The 19,458-nt window shown below is 71.8% G+C and carries 21 protein-coding genes; 12 read left to right on the top strand and 9 right to left on the bottom strand.

All coding sequences use genetic code 11. From position 1 onward, the window contains the following. The first annotated feature begins 113 nt into the window (after positions 1-113). Entirely contained in the window at positions 114-455 is a 342-nt protein-coding gene (locus ABZ898_RS22630) for a hypothetical protein (protein ID WP_361661723.1), read from the top strand. Here ABZ898_RS22630 and ABZ898_RS22625 read toward each other — a convergent pair. Beyond that, positions 433-1,125: a FadR/GntR family transcriptional regulator gene (locus tag ABZ898_RS22625; protein ID WP_361661720.1), complete on the bottom strand. Its 693-nt coding sequence runs from the start codon at positions 1,123-1,125 to the stop codon at positions 433-435. The two genes, ABZ898_RS22630 and ABZ898_RS22625, sit on opposite strands and share 23 nt — an antisense overlap. Positions 1,126-1,237: 112 nt before the next feature. Here ABZ898_RS22625 and ABZ898_RS22620 point away from each other — a divergent pair, with 112 nt between their 5' ends. The 4 genes from ABZ898_RS22620 to ABZ898_RS22605 all read left to right on the top strand — a co-directional run bounded on the left by ABZ898_RS22620 (position 1,238) and on the right by ABZ898_RS22605 (position 3,716). Beyond that, positions 1,238-2,515, top strand: coding sequence for a CynX/NimT family MFS transporter (locus ABZ898_RS22620; RefSeq protein WP_361661717.1), 1,278 nt, complete (start codon positions 1,238-1,240; stop codon positions 2,513-2,515). Positions 2,516-2,573: 58 nt separating this feature from the next. Then, complete coding sequence (locus ABZ898_RS22615) at positions 2,574-2,693, top strand: SGM_5486 family transporter-associated protein (protein WP_361661714.1); 120 nt, start codon at positions 2,574-2,576, stop codon at positions 2,691-2,693. A gap of 227 nt (positions 2,694-2,920) precedes the next feature. Next, positions 2,921-3,118 carry a hypothetical protein gene (locus tag ABZ898_RS22610; protein WP_361661711.1) on the top strand — a complete coding sequence of 66 codons (198 nt, stop codon included), beginning with the start codon at positions 2,921-2,923 and terminating at the stop codon, positions 3,116-3,118. Positions 3,119-3,197: 79 nt separating this feature from the next. After that, positions 3,198-3,716, top strand: coding sequence for a histidine phosphatase family protein (locus ABZ898_RS22605; protein ID WP_361661708.1), 519 nt, complete (start codon positions 3,198-3,200; stop codon positions 3,714-3,716). A 69-nt stretch (positions 3,717-3,785) separates the two neighbouring features. Here the strand turns inward: ABZ898_RS22605 and serB are convergent, their stop codons facing one another. Then, entirely contained in the window at positions 3,786-5,009 is a 1,224-nt protein-coding gene (gene serB / locus ABZ898_RS22600; protein WP_361661705.1) for a phosphoserine phosphatase SerB, read from the bottom strand. A 298-nt stretch (positions 5,010-5,307) separates the two neighbouring features. On the opposite strand from serB, the gene ABZ898_RS22595 reads away from it, so the two are divergent. Continuing rightward, positions 5,308-7,824: an FHA domain-containing protein gene (locus ABZ898_RS22595; RefSeq protein ID WP_361661702.1), complete on the top strand. Its 2,517-nt coding sequence runs from the start codon at positions 5,308-5,310 to the stop codon at positions 7,822-7,824. 109 nt (positions 7,825-7,933) lie between these two features. Here ABZ898_RS22595 and ABZ898_RS22590 read toward each other — a convergent pair whose 3' ends face one another. From ABZ898_RS22590 to ABZ898_RS22580, 3 genes are all read right to left on the bottom strand, one after another. Beyond that, on the bottom strand, positions 7,934-8,683 hold the full coding sequence (locus tag ABZ898_RS22590) for a transglycosylase SLT domain-containing protein (RefSeq protein WP_361661699.1): 750 nt from the start codon (positions 8,681-8,683) through the stop codon (positions 7,934-7,936). A 298-nt stretch (positions 8,684-8,981) separates the two neighbouring features. Beyond that, positions 8,982-10,088: an S-adenosylmethionine:tRNA ribosyltransferase-isomerase gene (locus ABZ898_RS22585; RefSeq protein WP_361661696.1), complete on the bottom strand. Its 1,107-nt coding sequence runs from the start codon at positions 10,086-10,088 to the stop codon at positions 8,982-8,984. After that, positions 10,085-10,774, bottom strand: coding sequence for an SDR family NAD(P)-dependent oxidoreductase (locus ABZ898_RS22580; RefSeq protein WP_361661693.1), 690 nt, complete (start codon positions 10,772-10,774; stop codon positions 10,085-10,087). The genes ABZ898_RS22585 and ABZ898_RS22580 overlap by 4 nt, the downstream gene beginning before the upstream one ends. Positions 10,775-11,017: 243 nt before the next feature. Here ABZ898_RS22580 and ABZ898_RS22575 point away from each other — a divergent pair, with 243 nt between their 5' ends. Continuing rightward, positions 11,018-12,163, top strand: coding sequence for a GAF domain-containing sensor histidine kinase (locus ABZ898_RS22575; protein ID WP_361661690.1), 1,146 nt, complete (start codon positions 11,018-11,020; stop codon positions 12,161-12,163). Next, positions 12,156-12,797, top strand: coding sequence for a response regulator transcription factor (locus ABZ898_RS22570; protein WP_361661688.1), 642 nt, complete (start codon positions 12,156-12,158; stop codon positions 12,795-12,797). The genes ABZ898_RS22575 and ABZ898_RS22570 overlap by 8 nt, the downstream gene beginning before the upstream one ends. A gap of 15 nt (positions 12,798-12,812) precedes the next feature. Here ABZ898_RS22570 and ABZ898_RS22565 read toward each other — a convergent pair whose 3' ends face one another. Further along, positions 12,813-13,601 (bottom strand): hypothetical protein, encoded by a 789-nt coding sequence (locus ABZ898_RS22565; protein WP_361661685.1) that lies wholly within the window; start codon positions 13,599-13,601, stop codon positions 12,813-12,815. Between the two features lie 150 nt (positions 13,602-13,751). On the opposite strand from ABZ898_RS22565, the gene ABZ898_RS22560 reads away from it, so the two are divergent. The 3 genes from ABZ898_RS22560 (at position 13,752) to ABZ898_RS22550 (ending at position 16,177) form a co-directional block, all read left to right on the top strand. Then, positions 13,752-14,543: an ABC transporter ATP-binding protein gene (locus tag ABZ898_RS22560; RefSeq protein ID WP_361661681.1), complete on the top strand. Its 792-nt coding sequence runs from the start codon at positions 13,752-13,754 to the stop codon at positions 14,541-14,543. 74 nt (positions 14,544-14,617) lie between these two features. Continuing rightward, the gene (locus ABZ898_RS22555; RefSeq protein WP_361661678.1) at positions 14,618-15,049 is read left to right on the top strand and encodes an NfeD family protein; all 432 of its coding nucleotides are present in this window, start codon (positions 14,618-14,620) and stop codon (positions 15,047-15,049) included. Positions 15,050-15,217: 168 nt separating this feature from the next. Continuing rightward, the gene (locus ABZ898_RS22550; protein WP_130340090.1) at positions 15,218-16,177 is read left to right on the top strand and encodes an SPFH domain-containing protein; all 960 of its coding nucleotides are present in this window, start codon (positions 15,218-15,220) and stop codon (positions 16,175-16,177) included. 81 nt (positions 16,178-16,258) lie between these two features. Here ABZ898_RS22550 and ABZ898_RS22545 read toward each other — a convergent pair whose 3' ends face one another. The 3 genes from ABZ898_RS22545 to ABZ898_RS22535 form a co-directional block, all read right to left on the bottom strand. Beyond that, positions 16,259-16,768, bottom strand: a complete 510-nt coding sequence (locus ABZ898_RS22545) for an HNH endonuclease (RefSeq protein ID WP_361661675.1) — start codon at positions 16,766-16,768, stop codon at positions 16,259-16,261. 145 nt (positions 16,769-16,913) lie between these two features. Then, positions 16,914-17,453: a YbhB/YbcL family Raf kinase inhibitor-like protein gene (locus ABZ898_RS22540; protein ID WP_361661672.1), complete on the bottom strand. Its 540-nt coding sequence runs from the start codon at positions 17,451-17,453 to the stop codon at positions 16,914-16,916. A gap of 42 nt (positions 17,454-17,495) precedes the next feature. After that, positions 17,496-18,278, bottom strand: coding sequence for a sporulation protein (locus ABZ898_RS22535; RefSeq protein WP_217461499.1), 783 nt, complete (start codon positions 18,276-18,278; stop codon positions 17,496-17,498). A 102-nt stretch (positions 18,279-18,380) separates the two neighbouring features. Here ABZ898_RS22535 and ABZ898_RS22530 point away from each other — a divergent pair, with 102 nt between their 5' ends. Beyond that, positions 18,381-19,022 (top strand): DNA-3-methyladenine glycosylase, encoded by a 642-nt coding sequence (locus ABZ898_RS22530; RefSeq protein WP_361661669.1) that lies wholly within the window; start codon positions 18,381-18,383, stop codon positions 19,020-19,022. The last annotated feature ends 436 nt before the right edge of the window (positions 19,023-19,458 follow it).

Here is a 19,458-nt window from a genome sequence, read left to right as displayed (position 1 = left end):
TCACCCGTACGGGTCCCCGGCCGGGCCGTACCGGCGTGGAGGACGCACCCTCGTACTACGGCGCCCCCGCAGCGCGCCCCCTCCGCAGCCCGGCCGAGGAGGTCCCCCCGCCCGTGCGTCCTCCCCGCAGCCTGACCCCGGTGACCGCGGCCGCGGTGCTCGTGCTCGCTCTGCCCGGCGGGATCGCCCGCGCCGGTGACGGCAAGCCGCACGCCCCCGACCGCTTCGGCGCGTCCTGCCGTACCAAGGTGGACGGCTCGGAGGTGGTGGCCCACTGCCACAACCCCTACGTGCACCCCGACCGGGTACGCCTGCACATCGAGTGCGCCCGCTGGTGGGACATCGACACCGACAGCGCGCCGGTGGCCGCCGGGCCCGCCATGACCGTGAAGCTGGCCGGGCGGTGCTGGAAGGAGATCCGGGTGGTCTGGATCAGTCACCAGAAGGCGGGCTGACCCGCTCGGGGCGGCACTGGAAGGGGTAGCCCGCCGCCTCCGCGGCCGCCGCCCGCGCGTCCCCGGTGCGGATCGCGTCCACCAGCCGGGTGTGGTCCATGTACGCCCGCGGCCGCAGCTCGACGCCGACGTCCGCGCGCAGCCAGTCCCGCAGCACCTCGCCCAGGTCGGCGTACATCGCCGTCATCACGTCGTTGTGCGAGGCGGCCACCACGGCCAGGTGGAAGGTCGCGTCGGCCGCGACGAACGCCTCCGCGTCCCCGGTCTCCCACGCTTCCTCGCGCCGGGTGAGCAGCGCGTCGAGCTGCTTGAGGTCCTTCTCCGTGCGTCGCTCGGCCGCCAGCCGCGCCGCCGACGACTCCAGCGTGGAGCGCAGCTCGGCGATGTGCCGGGGATCGGCGCCGGCGAACCTGCGCTGCATCACCCCGGCCAGCTCGCTCGTCGCCACCACGTAGGTGCCCGAGCCCTGGCGGATGTCCAGCAGGCCGTTGTGCGCGAGCGCCCGGACCGCCTCGCGGACCGTGTTGCGCGCGACACCGAGCTGCTCGACCAGCTCCGGCTCGGTCGGGATGCGCGAGCCGACCGGCCACTCGCCGGACGTGATCTGGGCGCGCAGCTCGGCGATGACCTGCTCGGACAGCGCCGAACGGCGCGGGTGGCTCAGAGGCATGGCTCACCTTGGCACGACAGCCGCGGACCGTACGAACGGACCGGACCCACCTGACCCGGGCGCTCCGAGCGGAGCCGGTCCCGGAATGGACAACCAATCATCCCATGATTCTATGATGGGTCTCATGGCTGAGGAGACCCGGACCGCGCGGACCCGTACCGACACAGAGACCACCCCCCTACGGCCGGCCGCCCCCGCACCGCCCGCCTGGGCGGTGCGCCTGGTCGTCGTCGGCATCGTGCTGGCCGCGCTCAACCTCCGCCCGGCGATCACCAGCCTGGGCGCCCTGCTGGAGGAGGTCCGCGACGGGCTCGGCATGAGCGGCGGCGTCGCCGGACTGCTCACCTCCGTGCCCCCGCTGTGCTTCGCCGTCTTCGGCGCCACCGCACCCCGCCTCGCCCGCCGCTTCGGACCGGGCGCGGTGGTCTGCGCGGGCATGACCGCCATCACCGCGGGCCTGCTGATCCGGCCCTACGTCGGCGGCACGGCCGGCTTCCTCGCCGCCAGCGCGCTCGCCCTCATGGGCATCGCGGTGAGCAACGTGCTGATGCCGGTCATCGTCAAGCGCTGGTTCCCCGACCGCGTCGGCACCATGACCGGCCTGTACTCCATGGCACTGGCCCTCGGCACCTCGGCCGCCGCCGCCGTCACCGTGCCCCTGACCGGCGCCCTCGGCGGCCGCTGGCAGTCCGGGCTCGCCGTGTGGGCGGTCCTCGCGGGCGTCGCCGTACTGCCCTGGCTGCCCCTGGTCCGCGAGCGGGTCCCCGCGCCCGCCCCGGTCCCCGGCGCCGCGACCGCTCCGCGGCTGCGGATCGCGCGCAGCCGCACCGCCTGGGCGCTCGCCGTCTTCTTCGGCCTCCAGGCCACCGCCGCGTACATCACCATGGGCTGGATGCCGCAGATCTTCCGGGACGCCGGCGTCCCGGCCGGCACCGCGGGCGTGCTGCTCGCGGTCACCATGGTGATGGGCGTACCGCTGGCCTTCGTCATCCCGCGGCTGGCCACCCGGCTGCCCCACCAGGGCCCCATCGTCCTGGTCCTGGGCGCCTGCGGCCTCGCCGGCTACGCCGGGCTCTACCTCGCGCCCGCCGCCGGCGCGTGGGTCTGGGCGGTGCTGCTCGGGGTGGCCAACTGCGCCTTCCCGCTCGCGCTCACCATGGTCGGCATGCGGGCCCGCACCGGTCCGGGCGTGGCCCAGCTCTCCGCGTTCGCCCAGAGCACCGGGTACCTGCTGTCCATCCCCGGCCCGCTGCTGGTCGGCGTGCTCTACCAGCGCACCGGGGGCTGGGGCGTGCCGATCGCGCTCATGGCGGCGCTGATGCTGCCGCAGATGGCGGTCGGCTTCCTCGCGGGGCGCGACCGGACCGTGGAGGACGAGGCGGGGCGGTAGGCCGCCCCCGGCGCCCCCGGCGCCCCCGGACACCGGTGGGGATGGGACACTGGGCCGCATGCAGCCTGTGCTCGATCCCGAACCGCAGAACGGCCAGAAGAAGATGCTGATCGTCTTCGGTTCGTTCTTCGCCATCTTCGCCGTGATCGCCATCGTGGCGACGATCATCTCCCCCTGATCCCGGCCAGTCCCCCTGATTCAGGCCGGTCCCCTTGATCCCGGTCTGTTCCCCCTGATCCCGCCTGGTGAGGGCCGCCCGGTAGGGCTGTCCCCACCGTCCCCTAGGGGGCGAGGATCAGGGTCGAGTGGGTGGAAGCCCCGATGGGCCGACGGCGGGTGACCGCGTAGCTTCGAGGAGTACCGGGACAGCGTCTCCCGGAAGCCCGACGAGCGACGGAGGCGACCATGCCGGTTCGCGCCCACACCCGGCCCCACCCCGCCCGCGCCGCCGCCCTGCTGCCCTGGTGGGCCCTGGCCCTGCCGGCGCTCGCCTTCGCCGCTCTGCTGATGCTGATAATGAACCCCTCGGACGCCCACGCGGCGAGCGGTGACCCGGCACTCGCCCTCCTCGTCGAGCACGCCCGCCGGCTCGTCGCACACTGAGCCGCCACCCGCTCGTCCTGGTGAATCCGCACGTCAACTCCCTGCGCCGGGTGGCCTGTTTCATGCGAAGCTGGGTGACATGAGCGTCGCTGAACCCCGCAGGATCGTCCTCTTCCGCCATGCGAAAGCCGACTGGCCCCAGGTTTCCGACCACGAGCGCCCGCTCGCCGACCGCGGCCGCGCGGACGCCCCCGTCGCGGGAAGCAGGCTGGCCGACACCGGTGTCCCCTTCGACCTGGCCGTCTGCTCCACCGCGCTGCGCACCCGCGAGACCTGGAAGCTCGCCGTGCACGAGCTGGACCACCGGCCGAAAACGGTCTACGAGGACCGGGTCTACGAAGCCTCGCCCGGAGAGCTGATCGCCGTGCTGAACGAGACCCCGGACGACGTGCGCAGCGCGATCCTCATCGGTCACAACCCCGGCGTGCACCACCTGACCGAGATCCTCGCCGGGTCCGCCGACGGCGACGCCCGTGAGCGGATGAACCGGCGCGGCTTCCCCACCTCCGCCTTCGCCGTGCTGACCTTCGAGGGCGGCTGGAAGGACCTGGAGCCCGGCAAGGCGACGCTGGTCGACTACTGGGCGCCCTCCGAGTGACCCACCGGCATGCGCGGGGCCCGGAACCACCGTGGTTCCGGGCCCCGCGCACACCGCCCCGCCGGGGGGTCAGTCCTCGTCGTGCGTCTGCGCCGCCTCGACCTCTTCCCGGCTGACACCCAGCAGGTAGAGCACGGTGTCGAGGAAGGGGAAGTTCACCGCCGTGTGCGCGGCCTCGCGCACCACCGGCTTGGCGTTGAAGGCCACCCCCAGACCGGCCGCGTTCAGCATGTCCAGATCATTGGCGCCGTCACCGATCGCCACCGTCTGCGACAGCGGCACCCCCGCCTCGGCGGCGAACCGGCGCAGCAGCCGCGCCTTGCCCGCCCGGTCCACGACCTCACCGGTGACCCGGCCGGTCAGCTTCCCGTCGACGATCTCCAGCGTGTTGGCGTGCGCGAAGTCCAGTCCCAGCCGGTCCTTCAGGGCGTCGGTGACCTGGGTGAAACCACCGGACACCACGCCGACTTGGTAACCCAGCCGCTTCAGCGTACGGATCAGCGTCCGCGCGCCCGGCGTCAGCCGGACCTCCTCGCGGACCTTGTCCACCACCGAGGCGTCCAGCCCCTTCAGCAGCGCCACCCGCGCGTGCAGCGACTGCTCGAAGTCCAGTTCCCCGCGCATCGCCGCCTCGGTCACCGCGGCGACCTCGGCCTCGCAGCCGGCGTGCGCGGCGAACAGCTCGATGACCTCGTCCTGGATCAGCGTCGAGTCCACGTCCATGACCACCAGCCGCTGCGCCCGCCGGTGCAGACCCGCCGAGACGACGGCGATGTCCACCCCGAGGGCGGCCGCGCTGGCCGCCAGCGCCGTGCGCAGAGGCTCCGTCTCGACGCCGGAGACGGCGAACTCCACGGCGGTGACGGGGTACTTGGCGAGCCGGAAGATACGGTCGATGTTGGCGCCGGCCTTGGCGATACGCGCCGCGATGGCGGCCGTCGACTCGGCGGTCAGGGGATGCCCGAGCACCGTCACCAGCGAGCGGCCGACACCGCGCGGCCGGTTGTCGCCGTGGCCCGAGATGATCTCGGCCTGCATCTTCATCGACTCGGCCCAGCTGTGCACGGTCGACCGGAGATCGCCGTCCAGCCCCTTCGCGGGCTGGGTGACCAGGGCGCACAGGACCAGCCGGCCACGGGTGACGACCTGCTCGATGTCGACCACGTCGACCTGGAAGGCGGCAAGGGTGTCGAAGAGTCCGGCGGTGATGCCGGGCCGGTCCTTGCCGAAGATCTTGACGAGAAGAGTGGGGACGTCGTCGGGCTGCGTAGCGACGGTCTGCGAAGCGCTCATGGTCCCACCACCGTATCCGGCACCCCGTGGCCCCCGCCCGACAGGTCCGCCAACCGGACGCGGTCCTGACGGGGCTCGGGGGCGGGGGAGGCGGACGGTCCGGGGGCCTGCTCCGGCTCGCGGGCAATTGACCCTCTCCGGCCCGTTTTCCACCCGGTGGACCGTGCTTGCACGCTCGTTCCCCCAAGGCCCGACTACCAGTTGGGCGCCCGCGCCTGGAATAGTTCCCCACGATGTTCGACATCCCTAGACTCCCCGTGTCGGGGGCAATTCGGGGGACAACTCAGTGGGGCATGGAGTGCCGGAACTCGTACTGGAAACAAACGGACGGACCTGGACGCTCGATCCGTCCAGGTCCTACGCCCTCGGACGTGATCCGCAGGGCGACATCGTCTTCGACGACGCCAGGGTGTCCTGGCGACACGCCACGGTCCGTTTCGACGGCCGTACCTGGGTGATCGAGGACCATGGCAGCACCAACGGCACCTTCGTGCAGGGCCACCGCGTCGGCCAGACGGAGCTGGGCCCCGGCTCGGCCGTCCACCTCGGCAACGCCACCGACGGACCGCGCCTCGGCCTGACGGCCGCCGACGCGTCGCAGGCCGCGCCGTACGCCGCGCAGTCCGCGAGCTGGGCCCAGCAGACGCAGGCCGTGCCGCAGGCCACCCAGCCGCAGAGCCCGGAGTGGCAGAGCGGCCCGCAGCAGGCCCCGGCCTTCCCGCACCAGCAGGGCGGTTCCGGCCGGCACCAGCAGGGCGGCCCCGGCCAGGGGGAGCAGCCGGTCCACGGCGACCGCAGCCCGACCACGTTCCACCAGTTCGACCTCGGCCGGGTCATGCGCATCGGCCGCTCGCTGGACAACGACCTCGTCGTCTCCGACCTCCAGGTCTCCCGGCACCACGCCGAGTTCCGGACGACGCCCGAGGGCCGCTTCGAGATCCGCGATCTCGGCTCGCACAACGGCACCTACGTCAACGGTCAGCCGATCGCCAAGGGCGGCACCTCGGTGCTCGGCCCGGACGACATCGTCGGTGTCGGCCACTCGGCCTTCCGTATCGTGGGCGACCGCCTCGAGGAGTTCGTCGACACCGGTGAGGTGTCCTTCTCCGCCCGCCACCTCACCGTCACGGTCGACGGCGGGAAGCAGATCCTGCGGGACGTCTCCTTCGGCGCCCCGGAGAAGTCCCTGATCGCGGTCATCGGCCCGTCCGGCTCCGGCAAGTCCACCCTGCTCAAGGCGCTCACCGGCTACCGCCCCGCCAACGAGGGCGAGGTGCTCTACGACAACCGGAACCTGTACAAGCAGTTCGCCGAGCTGCGCCAGCGCATCGGCCTGGTCCCGCAGGACGACATCCTGCACAAGGAGCTGACCGTACGGAAGGCGCTGAAGTACGCGGCCAAGCTGCGCTTCCCCGCCGACACCACGCCCACCGAGCGCGACGCCCGTATCGACGAGGTGCTGCGCGAGCTGAAGCTCGACATCCACAAGAACAAGAAGGTCACCTCCCTCTCGGGCGGCCAGCGCAAGCGTGTCTCGGTGGCCCTGGAGCTGCTGACCAAGCCGTCGCTGATCTTCCTGGACGAGCCGACGTCGGGCCTGGACCCGGGCATGGACCGCGATGTCATGCAGCTGCTGCGCGGCCTCGCCGACGACGGCCGCACGGTCCTGGTCGTCACCCACTCCGTGGCCGAGCTGGCGCTCTGCGACAAGCTGCTGGTGATGGCGCCGGGCGGCGCGGTGGCCTACTTCGGCCCGCCGGAGGAGGCGCTGAACTTCTTCGGCTACGACACCTGGGCCGATGTGTTCTCCGCCTTCGAGAACTACCGCGACTACGACTGGGCGGGCCGCTGGAAGGGCTCGCAGCACTACCAGATGTACGCCGCCGACCTCGACGCGGTCGCCGCGCAGTCCGTCACCGCGCCCCCGCCGCAGGCGGTCCGGCCGCCCAAGCCGCAGAGCTGGGGCTCCCAGCTGCTGACGCTGGTCAGGCGGTACGTGGCGGTCATCGGCTCGGACAAGGGCTTCCTGGCGCTGACGGTGATCCTGCCGGCCGTGCTCGGCGCGGTGAGCCTGCTCATCGACCACGAGAAGGGGCTGCTGGTCAATCCGGTCAACCCCCGGACCGGCATACACGTCCCGAACGGCACGGCGACGACCGTCCTGCTGATCCTCGCGGTCGGCGCCTGCTTCGCGGGCGCGGCCAACTCGGTCCGCGAGCTGATCAAGGAGCGGGTGATCTACGAGCGGGAGCGAGCGACCGGCCTGTCCCGCTCGGCCTACCTGATGTCCAAGGTGGTCGTCCTGGGCGCCGTCACGGTGCTCCAGGGCCTGATGGTGGGCCTGATCGGCTTCGCCAGCCGGGAGATCCCGGACCGGGGAGTCGTCTTCGGCGGCTCGACGCTGTTCGAGCTGTGCCTGCCGATCATGGCGCTCGGCTTCACCTCGATGATGTTCGGCCTGGTCATCTCCTCGCTGGTGAAGACCGCCGAGAAGACCATGCCGCTGCTGGTGATGTTCGCGATCATCCAGGTCGTGTTCACCGGCTGCCTGTTCACCCTGCACGGCACGCCGGGTGTCAACGAGTTCTCGTACCTGATGCCGTCCCGCTGGGCGGTGGCCGCGGCCGGCGCCTCGCTGGACTTCAACAACATCGCGCCGAACAGCGACGACCCGACCAGCACCGACCCGCTGTGGGACCACTCGGCGGCGGCCTGGAGCCTGGACATGATCGCGTTGATCGCGCTCGGGGCGGCCTGCGGCTTCCTCGTCTCGCGCTTCCTGCGGCGGCACGAGCCCGAGGTCATGCGCAAGTAGCGGTTCTCGCGGACCCTTGTTCCCGAGTGTCCTCCGAGAGTGACGTGAAGGGCGGCACCCCCGTTCGGGGTGCCGCCCTTTCGGCGTGTCTCAGAGGTCCGCGCCGACCTCAGTACGCGCTGTTGACGTTGTCGATCGAGCCGTACCGGTGCGCCGCGTAGTTGGCGGCGGCGGTGATGTTGGCGACCGGGTCGTAGATGTCGTTCGAGGTGCCCTTCACGTGGTACGTGGCGAACGTGGGCGGGATCACCTGGAGCAGACCCTTGGACGGGACGCCGTTGATGGCGTTGATGTCCCAGCCGTTGATGGCGCGCGGGTTGCCGGAGGACTCACGCATGATGTTCTTGTGCAGCCCGTGGTAGCTGCCCGGGATGCCCTTGGCGTGCATGATGTCGAGGGACTGGCGGATCCAGCCGTCGAGGTTGTTCTTGTAGGTCTTCGCCGCGACCGTCTCCATCTGGGGACGCTTGGCGGACCGGTTCGCGGCCTCCTTGGCGGAGTGCGACTCGGCGGCCTTCTTCGTGGCGGCGGCCTTCTTCGCGACGGCGTCGGCGTGCTGCTCGGCGGCCGCCTTCTGCTTCGCCTTGATGGCGTCGAGCTTGACCTTCTCGCCCGTCAGCGGGCTGCTCAGCGTCGAGCCGAGGTCGCGGACCTGGCCGTGCTCGGCGGCCACCTGCTTGGTGGAGGCGGCCGGGACGCCGGAGGCCACGGTCGTGGCACCGCCGGGGACGGCGGACAGGGCGATGGCGGCGGCACCGAGGGTGCTGACGCCGGCGATGGCGATCTTGTGCTGCTTGTTCAGCGCCGAGAACTTGTCGAGCGGGCGACTGAGACGGTGCTTCAGGATGTTCTTGGGCATAGCTTGATGGACCTCTTCGAATAGCGCGGAGGTCGCTCTCGCGTCCGCCGGGGGAATCGGTTCCTCCAGCACGAACGCCGCGGGGTGAACCGCGGCGCTGAGCGACATGAGCAATTCTTAGCGGCCGCAAAATGCCCTGGCAATGATGTGACGTACGAAGCGCGGTAGTGGATCAGGTCCGGGTAAAACGGGACACATCAGCACATCCGCCCCGTCAATCGGGGGTAGTGTGTCTCCTATGTCCGTTCGTACGTGATGTGCGCCCTATGCGAGGGCTCACACCGGTACGGGCCCCATGTCACTCAGGGGTCGTGGCGTGCTGCTGTGCGTAAGCAAAGCTTTCTGTCAGCAGTAGATGGACGTCTCCGAACTCGTGCCACAGGTACCGCTCGCGCACCGCCTCGCCGTACGCCCGGCGCACCGCGGCCTCGCCGGCCACCGCCCGCAGCATCAGCAGATGCGAGGCTTCCGGCTCGTGCAGCCCGGTGAGCAGCCCGTTCACCACCCGCACCCCGCGTCCCGGCGTGACCACCAGATCCGTCCACCCCGACGCCGCCCGCACCACCCCGTCCGGCCCCGCCGCGGACTCCACGGCGCGCACCGCCGTCGTCCCCACCGCGATCACCCGGCCGCCCCGCGCCCGCGCCGCCCCGAGCAGCCGCGCCGTGGCCTCCGGCACCGCGAACCGCTCCGGATACGGCGGCTCGTGCGCCTCCGCCGACGCCACCCCCGTGTCCAGCCGCACCGGGGCGAACCACACCCCCCGGCTCACCAGCTCCGCCACCAGCCGCGCCGTGAACGGCCGCGCCGCACTCGGCATCTCCGCACTCCCGGCCCAGTCAGGCGCGGGCGTCGAGAACACCGTCTGGTACGCGGACAGCGGCTGGTCCCGCTCCGTGTACGCGTACCGGATCGGCCGCCCGTACTCGCCGAGCACCCGCGTCACATCGGCGCCCGCCGCCCGCGCCCACCACAGCCGGTCCCCGCCGCCCAGCGGCTCCTCCAGCACCAGCCGCGCCCCGCCCGGCAACCACACCTTCGTCTGCGCGGGCCCGCCCGCCCGCGCGCGCGTTGTACCTCGCCCGTCCGGTTCCCGCAGCTCCACCGCCCAGCGCCCGTCGTCCCCGCGCGTGGAGAAGTGCACCACCACGCGCGCGTGCCCGACCCGGCCGTTCACCGCCGCCGCCCGCGTGGGGGAGGTGTTCACCACCAGCACGTCCCCGGACCGCAGCAGCCCCGGCAGCTCACCGAACCCGTGGTGCGACACCGCCGTCCCCCGCGACACCAGCAGCCGTACGGCGTCCCGGTCCAGCCCCGGCCCCCGCTGCTCGGCCGGAACCCGCGCGGACAGCTCCGCGGGCACCCGCCACACCCCGGCCGCCGGGCCGGCCTGCGCCGGGCTCACCGGCCCACCACCGAGGCCGTGTACCGCCCGCTCGGCGGCCGCTCGTCCAGCAGCCGCAGGAACGCCGGTACGACCACGCCGGGCTCCGGCCGGGGTTCCGGGTCGTCCGGCACGGCCGCCGCGTACAGATCCGTCGCCATGTCACCGGGGTCCACCGCCCACACCCGCAGGCCCGGCTCCTCCGCACCCAGCACCGCCGTCAACCGGTCCAGCGCCGCCTTCGAGGCGCCGTACCCGCCCCACGCCGGGTACGCCTCCACCGCCGCGTCCGAACTGACCGCGATCACCGCGCCCGCCGCCGACGCCCGCAGCGGCTCCAGCGCCTCCTGGACCAGGCCCAGCGCCGCCACCACGTTCACCTCCAGCGCCCGCCGCAGCCCCGCGGGCGTCAGCCCCGCCAACGGCACCAGCGGCTCGGCGCCCAGCGCGGACGCGTTGTTCACCAGCAGATCCACCCCGCCCAGCCCCCGCGCGGCCGCCACCAGCGCCGCCCGGTGCGCCCCGTCGGTGACGTCACCGGCCAGGGCCACCACCCGCACCCCGTACCCGGCCGCCTCCCGCGCGGCCACCCCCAACGCGTCCTCGCCCCGCGCGTCCAGCACCAGGTCCCAGCCCCGCGCGGCCAGCGCCCCGGCAAGTGCCCGCCCCAGTCCCTTCGACGCCCCCGTGACGATCGCCACCGGCATGAGAACCATCCCCTCGCAGTCGAGACCGCCCCCGGCGGGCGGTGACCACAACCTAGGAACGCCACCACCGCGCCCGCCTCGGCCGCCGGCCGCAGAACCCGGAGTCCCTTCGGCGTACGCCGCCCGGCCGGGGCCGCAGGGCCCGCGCCCGGGGACCTACGTCCTGCGGCCTCGGTCCAAGGCCCCGCGGGGCACTGTCCACAGGCCGATCCGGCCGTCGCACCCCGCCGGTACCGTGAGGGCATGAGTCAAGGTCCCCGGTCCGGGCTCGCCGCGGTGAGCGCGGCGCTGCTGGCCATGAGCAGGCATCTGGAGGTGCGCGACGTCCTGAAGACGATCGTCGCCTCCGCCCGCGAACTGCTCGACGCCGAGTACGCGGCCCTCGGCGTGCCCGACGACCACGAGGGCTTCGCCCAGTTCGTCGTCGACGGCGTCAGCGACGCGCAGTGGAAGGCCATCGGCCCGCTGCCCCGCCAGCACGGCATCCTCGCCGCGATGCTGCGCGAGGGCCGCCCGGTGCGCCTGGGCGACGTGCGCGAGGACCCCCGCTTCGAGGGCTGGCCCGACGCCCACCCCGAACTGGCCGACTTCCTCGGCCTGCCCATCCGGGACGGGGACGAGATCATCGGCGCCCTCTTCCTCGCCAACAAGAAGTGCCCCAAGCCGCAGGGCGGTTGCGGATTCACCGAGGACGACCAGGCGCTGCTCGGCATCCTGGCCCAGCACGCCGCCATCGCCCTCACCAACGCCCGCCTCTACGAGCGCAGCCGCGAACTGACCATCGCCGAGGAACGCTCCCGGCTCGCCCACGAACTCCACGACGCCGTCAGCCAGAAGCTGTTCTCCCTGCGCCTGACCGCCCAGGCCGCCACCGCCCTCGTCGACCGCGACCCCGCCCGCGCCAAGGACGAACTCCACCAGGTCGCCGCCCTCGCCGCCGAAGCCGCCGACGAACTGCGCGCCGCCGTCGTGGAGTTGCGCCCCGCCGCCCTGGACGAGGACGGCCTGGTCGCCACCCTGCGCACCCAGACACAGGTCCTCGACCGCGCCCACACCGCCCACGTCACCTTCACCGGCCACGGCTTCCGCGCCCTGCCCGCCGCCCAGGAGGAAGCCCTGCTGAGAGTCGCCCAGGAGGCCCTGCACAACGCCCTGCGCCACTCCGGCGCCGACCACGTCCACGTCGACGTGGCCCGGCGCGGCCGGGGAGCCGTCCTGCGCGTCACCGACGACGGCCGCGGCTTCGACCCCACCGCCGTCCGCCGTGCCGGGCGCCACCTGGGCCTGGTCTCCATGCGGGACCGCGCGAGCGGGGCCGGCGGCACGCTCACCGTGGAATCGGCGCCCGGCAAGGGCACCGAGATCGAGATGGAGGTGCCCGGTGGCTGACCCGATCAGAGTGCTGCTCGTCGACGACCACCAGGTCGTCCGCCGCGGCCTGCGCACCTTCCTGGAGGTGCAGGACGACATCGAGGTCGTCGGCGAGGCCGCCGACGGCGCCGAGGGAGTCGCCCGCGCCGAGGAACTGCGGCCCGGCGTCGTGCTGATGGACGTCCGCATGCCGGGCCTGGACGGCATCGGCGCCCTGCGCAGGCTCCGCGAACTCGGCAACCCCGCCCGCGTACTGATCGTCACCAGCTTCACCGAGCGCCGCACCGTCGTCCCCGCCCTGCGCGCGGGCGCCGCCGGGTACGTCTACAAGGACGTGGACCCCGACGCCCTGGCCGCGGCCATCCGCTCCGTGCACGCCGGACACATCCTGCTCCAGCCCGAGGTCGCCGACGCCCTCCTCACCCAGGAGGAATCCGGTACGGGCAACAGCAGGGGGAGTTCACTCACCGAGCGGGAGCGCGAGGTGCTCGGGCTCATCGCCGACGGCCGCTCCAACCGGGAGATAGCCCGCGCCCTGGTGCTCTCCGAGAAGACGGTCAAGACACACGTCTCCAACATCCTGATGAAACTCGACCTCGCCGACCGCACCCAGGCCGCCCTGTGGGCCGTACGCCACGACGTGACTGGCTGAACCCCGCCCGCGGGCTCAGCGCGCCCCGCGCTCCCGCTCCTCCACCACGGAGTTGTACGCCGCCACCCGCGCACGCCGGGCCGTCCGCTCCACCGGGCGCAGCGCCTCGGAGCGGGCACCCATCTCCGAGGCGCTGACCGCACCCCCGTGCCCCCGCTCCCCGGCCAGCGAGACCAGCAGCCCCACCCGGCCCGCCAGCTCCAACACCCGTGCCGCGCGCGACGGATACCCCGGAGCCAGCACCTCCCCGCCCCGCTCGGAGCGCGCCCGGTAGGCGTCGATCGCCGCCGCGGCCACCGGCCCCGAACCGGCCACGTCCAGCCGGGACAGCACCTCCGTCGCCTCCCGCAGCGCCTCCGCCAGTTCCCGCTCCGCCTCACCGAGCGAGGGCACGTCGGCGGGCGGCGCCTCCCGCACCGGCAGCACGTGCCACACCACCTCCACGTGCACATCGCCCGCCGGCCCCGCCTCGCTCACCTCCGGCACCAGCCCGAAGGCGGCCCCGGTACAGACCACGGCCTCACCCGCGTCCAGCGCCCGGGCGTTGAACTCCGGCGGACCGCTCAGCCCCAGCGGATGCCCCGGCGCGGGCAGCGCCACCCGCAGCCCGCTCACCCCGAGCGCCCGCAGCCGCCCCAGCGCCAACGTGAGCCCTACCACCCCGTTCTCCCCGGGCAGCCCGGCGACCCGGTGCACCGCGTCCTCGCCCACAGCGGCGAGTACGGCGTCATCCGGGGAGACAAGTCCGGCCAATAGGGCATTTCCCCAAGCGGCGAGGCGTCCTGAACGCGGTTCCGTGAGCATGCCCCCACCCTAAGGACCGGACCGATGGAATGGAGCGGGGCACTCGTGGCGTAGATTTCATATGGGCTGCGCCCACCGGCGCGGCGGACCGAGCCACAGGCGTACGCGACAGCCGAGAACGGCCACAACGCAAGGGGAGACAACGCGCTCATGAGCGATGTTCTGGAGCTTCAGGACGTATCCGTGGTCCGTGAGGGCCGGGCTCTGGTGGACCAGGTCTCCTGGTCGGTCAAGGAGGGCGAGCGCTGGGTCATCCTCGGCCCCAACGGCGCGGGCAAGACCACCCTCCTCAACGTCGCGTCCAGCTACCTCTTCCCCACCAAGGGCACCGCCACCATCCTCGGCGACACCCTCGGCAAGGTCGACGTCTTCGAACTGCGCCCCCGCATCGGCATGGCCGGCATCGCCATGGCCGAGAAGCTCTCCCGCAGCCAGACCGTCCTGCAGACCGTCCTCACCGCCGCCTACGGCATGACCGCGGGCTGGCAGGAGGAGTACGAGGACATCGACGAGCAGCGCGCCCGCGCCTTCCTCGACCGCCTCGGGATGAGCGACTTCCTCGACCGCCGCTTCGGCACCCTCTCCGAGGGCGAGCGCAAGCGCACCCTGATCGCCCGCGCCCTGATGACCGACCCTGAGCTGCTCCTGCTCGACGAGCCCGCCGCCGGGCTCGACCTGGGCGGCCGGGAGGACCTCGTCCGCCGCCTCGGCCGCCTGGCCCGCGACCCCATCGCCCCCTCCATGATCATGGTCACCCACCATGTCGAGGAGATCGCCCCCGGCTTCACCCACGTCCTCATGATCCGCCAGGGCAAGGTGCTCGCCGCCGGACCGATCGAGCTGGAACTGACCTCCCGCAACCTCTCCCGCTGCTTCGGCCTCCCCCTCGTCGTCGAGCAGGCCGGCGAGCGCTGGACCGCCCGCGGACTGCCGCTGTCCTGACCGCGTAACCGCGCCCGCCGCGCGGTCCGTTCGCACCCTGTCGGCGGCGCGACCCCCGGACCTACCATGGCCGTGTGAACGACATAGACGCATGGGTGTGGTGGCTCGTCGTCGCCGTGGCCCTCGGAATCCCGCTCGTCGTCACCGCCATGCCCGAGTTCGGCATGCTCGCGGCCGGAGCCCTGGTGGCCGCGGGCGCGGCCGGACTCGGGTTCGGCGTCGTCGTCCAGGTCCTCACCTTCGTCGCCGTCTCCGTCGCGCTCATCGCCGTGGTCCGCCCCATCGCGGCCCGCCACGGCAGCGCACGCCCCCACCTGCCCACCGGCATCGACGCGCTCAAGGGCAGACAGGCCGTCGTACTGGAACGGGTCGACGGCTCCGGCGGACGCGTCAAGCTCGCCGGGGAGATCTGGTCGGCCCGCTCCCTCGACACCTCCCGCGCCTACGACGTCGGCCAGGAGGTGGACGTCGTGGACATCGAAGGGGCCACCGCCCTCGTCATCTGACCGGAGTCGTCCGGCCACCGCGCCCGCCCGGACCTGACCTCGCACGACTCAACTGAACCGAACAGCTCCCGAGTTGCCGGACGGTCTGTCAGACTCGACCGGAAAGATCTTTCACAGCCACGACATCCGCCGCGCGCACCGATGCGGAGAGGGGATACGGGGAACACGATGGAACCGGTCATCATCGTCCTGGTCATTCTGGTGGTGTTGGTCTTCATCGCCCTGATCAAGACCATCCAGGTCATCCCACAGGCGAGCGCCGCCATCGTCGAGCGCTTCGGCCGCTACACGCGCACCCTGAACGCGGGCCTGAACATCGTCGTCCCGTTCATCGACACCATCCGCAACCGCATCGACCTGCGCGAACAGGTCGTCCCCTTCCCGCCCCAGCCGGTGATCACCCAGGACAACCTGGTGGTCAACATCGACACCGTCATCTACTACCAGGTCACCGACGCCCGCGCCGCCACCTATGAGGTCGCCAGCTACATCCAGGCGATCGAGCAGCTCACCGTCACCACGCTGCGCAACATCATCGGCGGCATGGACCTGGAGCGGACCCTGACCTCCCGCGAGGAGATCAACGCCGCCCTGCGCGGAGTCCTCGACGAGGCCACCGGCAAGTGGGGCATCCGCGTCAACCGCGTCGAGCTCAAGGCCATCGAGCCGCCCACCTCCATCCAGGACTCGATGGAGAAGCAGATGCGCGCCGACCGCGACAAGCGCGCCGCGATCCTCACCGCCGAGGGCACGCGCCAGGCCGCGATCCTCACCGCCGAGGGCGAGAAGCAGTCCCAGATCCTGCGCGCCGAGGGTGAGGCCAAGGCCGCCGCCCTGCGCGCCGAGGGCGAGGCCCAGGCCGTCCGCACCGTCTTCGAGGCCATCCACGCGGGCGACCCCGACCAGAAGCTGCTCTCCTACCAGTACCTCCAGATGCTCCCGAAGATCGCCGAGGGCGACGCCAACAAGCTCTGGATCGTCCCCAGCGAGATCGGCGACGCCCTCAAGGGCCTCTCCGGCGCCATGGGCAACTTCGGCAACTTCGGCGGAGGCGGCGGCGCCGTACCCCAGCAGAACAAGGGCACGGCCACCGGCACCGACCGCCGCGAGCGCCCGACGATCGACTGAGCCCACCCCGCCACGTCAAGGGGCCCGCTCTCCCGGAAAGGGAGAGCGGGCCCCTTGACGTGCACGACGGTCCGGTAGGGCCTACGCGGCCGCGGGCGGCGCCAGCCACTCCGGCAGCGCCGCGAAGTCGTCCGACCCCAGCGCCAGCAGCATCGCGTCCGCCGGAGTCGGCTCGAAGGGCTGCCGCAGCAACGGCATCCCCGCCTGCTGCGGCGTCCGGTCCGCCTTGCGGTGATTGTCCTCCGCGCAGGACGCCACCGTGTTCAGCCAGGAGTCCGCGCCACCCTGCGCACGCGGCACCACGTGGTCCACCGTGCTCGCCGCCCGCCCGCAGTACGCGCACCGGTGCCGGTCCCGCACCAGCACACCCCGCCTGGACCACGGCGCTTGTCTTCGGAACGGCACCCTTACGTATCTGCACAGCCGGATCACCCTCGGTGCCGGCATGTCCACCAGCGTGCCGCGCATCCGCAGCCCGGTGTGCGCCTGCTCCACCACCGCCTTGTCCTGGAGCACCAGGACCACGGCACGGTTCACCGTCACCGTCGACAGCGGCTCGAAACTCGCGTTCAGGACCAACGTGCCACGCATCCCGCCCACCTCCCGTGCGCCTGTCCGCACCCCCGGCGGACCTGGATCAACTCTGGACGGGCGCATCGAGATGGACAACGAAATAAAAAAACGCCCGCCCCTGATCAATTCCAAGACCAGGGGCGGGCAAACACCGGAGGGGCACTCAGCCCTGCGCGGGCACCTCGTACTCCCCGACGAGCTGGGCACGCGCCAGCGCGTGGAAGCGCAGATGGAACCCGACGACCGCAGGAGTGGCGTCGGAGCCGATACCCAGCTTCTCCTCGTCCACCGCGTACACCGTGAACACGTACCGGTGCGGACCGTCGCCGGGCGGCGGGGCCGCGCCGACGAACCCCGGCGCCCCGTAGTCGTTGCGCGCCTGTACGGCACCCTCGGGCAGCTCCGCGAAGTCACCGCTGCCCGCGCCCACGGCCAGCTCCGTCACCGAGGCCGGGATGTCGAAGACCACCCAGTGCCAGAACCCGCTGCCGGTCGGCGCGTCGGGGTCGTAGCAGGTCACGGCGAAACTCTTGGTCTCGGGCGGGAAGCCGGACCAGCTCAGCTGCGGAGAGGTGTTCCCCTCCGCCTGGACCTGGGCGCCCTTCAGCGTCCCGCCCTCGGTGATGTCCTCGCTCGTCACCGTGAACGACGGCACGGGCGGGTGGAAGTCATGGGGGAGCGGCCGCCGCTTGAGCTCGGTCACGTCGATACCTCCTGCTGATCGTTCCGTTCGGGGCCTTCGAGCCTAGAACCAGTTCCGCTTGCTGCCGACCTCGGACAGCCACTGGTTGAGGTACGCCGCCCAGTCGGTGGTGTGGAAGTCGTGCAGGCCCACCTGGAAGGAGCGGAAGGTGTCCGAGCCCTCGCTGAACAGCCCCGGCTTCTTGTCCATCTCCAGTACGACGTCCATCGCGTTCTCGTCGGCCACGAAGCTGACCTCGACCTGGTTCAGACCCCGGTACTGCGACGGCGGGTAGAACTCGATCTCCTGGTAGAACGGCAGCTGCTGGCGGGTGCCCCGGATGTGACCGCGCTCCATGTCGGCGTTCTTGAAGCGGAAGCCGAGCTGGATGAAGGCGTCCAGCAGCGCCTTCTGCGCGGGCAGCGGGTGCACGTGGATCGGGTCCAGGTCGGAGGAGTCCACCGCGCGGGCGATCTGCAGCTCGGTCGTGACACCGATGTGCATCCCGCGCAGCTCCTGGCCGTCGATCACCGTGACGGGCGTCTCCCAGGGGATCTCCAGCCCGAACGGCACCGCGTGCACCGCGCCGGCCTGGAGCTCGAAGGCCCCGCCGAGCCGCACCTTGGTGAACTCGACGTCCTGCTTGTACTCCTGGTCGCCGCCCTCCACCTCGACCCGGGCCTGCAGACCGACGGACAGCCCCTCGATGTTCTGGTTGACCGAGCCGCCCTGGATACGGACCTCGCCCTGCACCACGCCACCCGGCACCACGTTGACCTCGGTCAGCACCGTCTCGACCGACGCGCCCCCGGCCCCGAGGCTCGCGAGCAGCTTCTTGAACGCCATTGACTCTCCCTTTACGTATGGACCCTCGCCCCGTACAAACGCGAAACGGTCCCAACCGGTTCCGCACGGACGGCGACGCGAGCTGCACTACCCTCGGAGGGCATGATCACGCCCCCGGACCGTACGCCACTGCCACGGGAGTTCTTCGACCGTCCCGTACTGGAGGTCGCACCCGACCTCCTCGGCCGCGTCATCGTCCGGTCGACCCCCGACGGCCCGATCACCCTCCGGCTCACGGAGGTGGAGGCGTACGACGGACCCAACGACCCCGGGTCGCACGCCTACCGAGGGCGCACCCCGCGCAACGAAGTCATGTTCGGTCCGCCCGGTCATGTGTACGTCTACTTCACCTATGGCATGTGGCACTGCATGAACCTGGTCTGCGGCCCCGAGGGCACGGCGAGCGGGGTGCTGCTGCGTGCCGGCGAGATCGTGGAGGGGGCCGAGCTGGCCCGGCCCCGTCGGGTTTCGGCCCGCGGGGACAAGGAACTGGCCAAGGGGCCGGCCCGGCTGGCGACCGCTCTGGACGTCGACCGCGCGCTCGACGGCACCGACGCCTGCGCCCCGGCGGACACCCCGTTGCGCGTCCTCACGGGCACGCCCGTCCCGTCCGAGCAGGTACGCAGCGGCCCGAGGACCGGAGTGGCCGGCGACGGGGGCGTCCACCCCTGGCGCTTCTGGGTCGCCGACGACCCCACCGTGAGCCCCTACCGGGCCCACGTCCCGAGACGCGGCTCACGTTGACTCGCCCCGGGAAGGTGCGTAATGTAGCCCGAGTCGCTTGAACCGGGTACGGCAATCGCCTGCAGCCGGAAGCGGCCACCCACTACCTACGACTTCCCCTGGCGGGGATGATTTCGGCGTGCCCGCACGCTCGAATTCGACTCCGCGAGACTCGATTATGAGGCGCAGCGGAGATCGGCTAACGTAGTGAATGTCGAAAGGCCGAACGGCGAAAGCCGAAAAGCCCAAGACAATCCCGCCGACAGGGAATCAGACGCCGAAAGGATCTGATAGAGTCGGAACCGCCGGAAAGGGAAACGCGAAAGCGAGAACCTGGAAAGCGCCGAGGAAATCGGATCGGAAAAAGATCTGATAGAGTCGGAAACACCGAAGGGAAGCCCGGAGGAAAGCCCGAGAGGGTGAGTACAAAGGAAGCGACCGTTCCTTGAGAACTCAA

The organism is Streptomyces sp. NPDC046860 (genome assembly GCF_040645115.1).
Lineage (GTDB): Bacteria > Actinomycetota > Actinomycetes > Streptomycetales > Streptomycetaceae > Streptomyces.
Note: the sequence above shows the minus strand (reverse complement) of the source record. Positions and strands in the feature narration are given on the sequence as shown.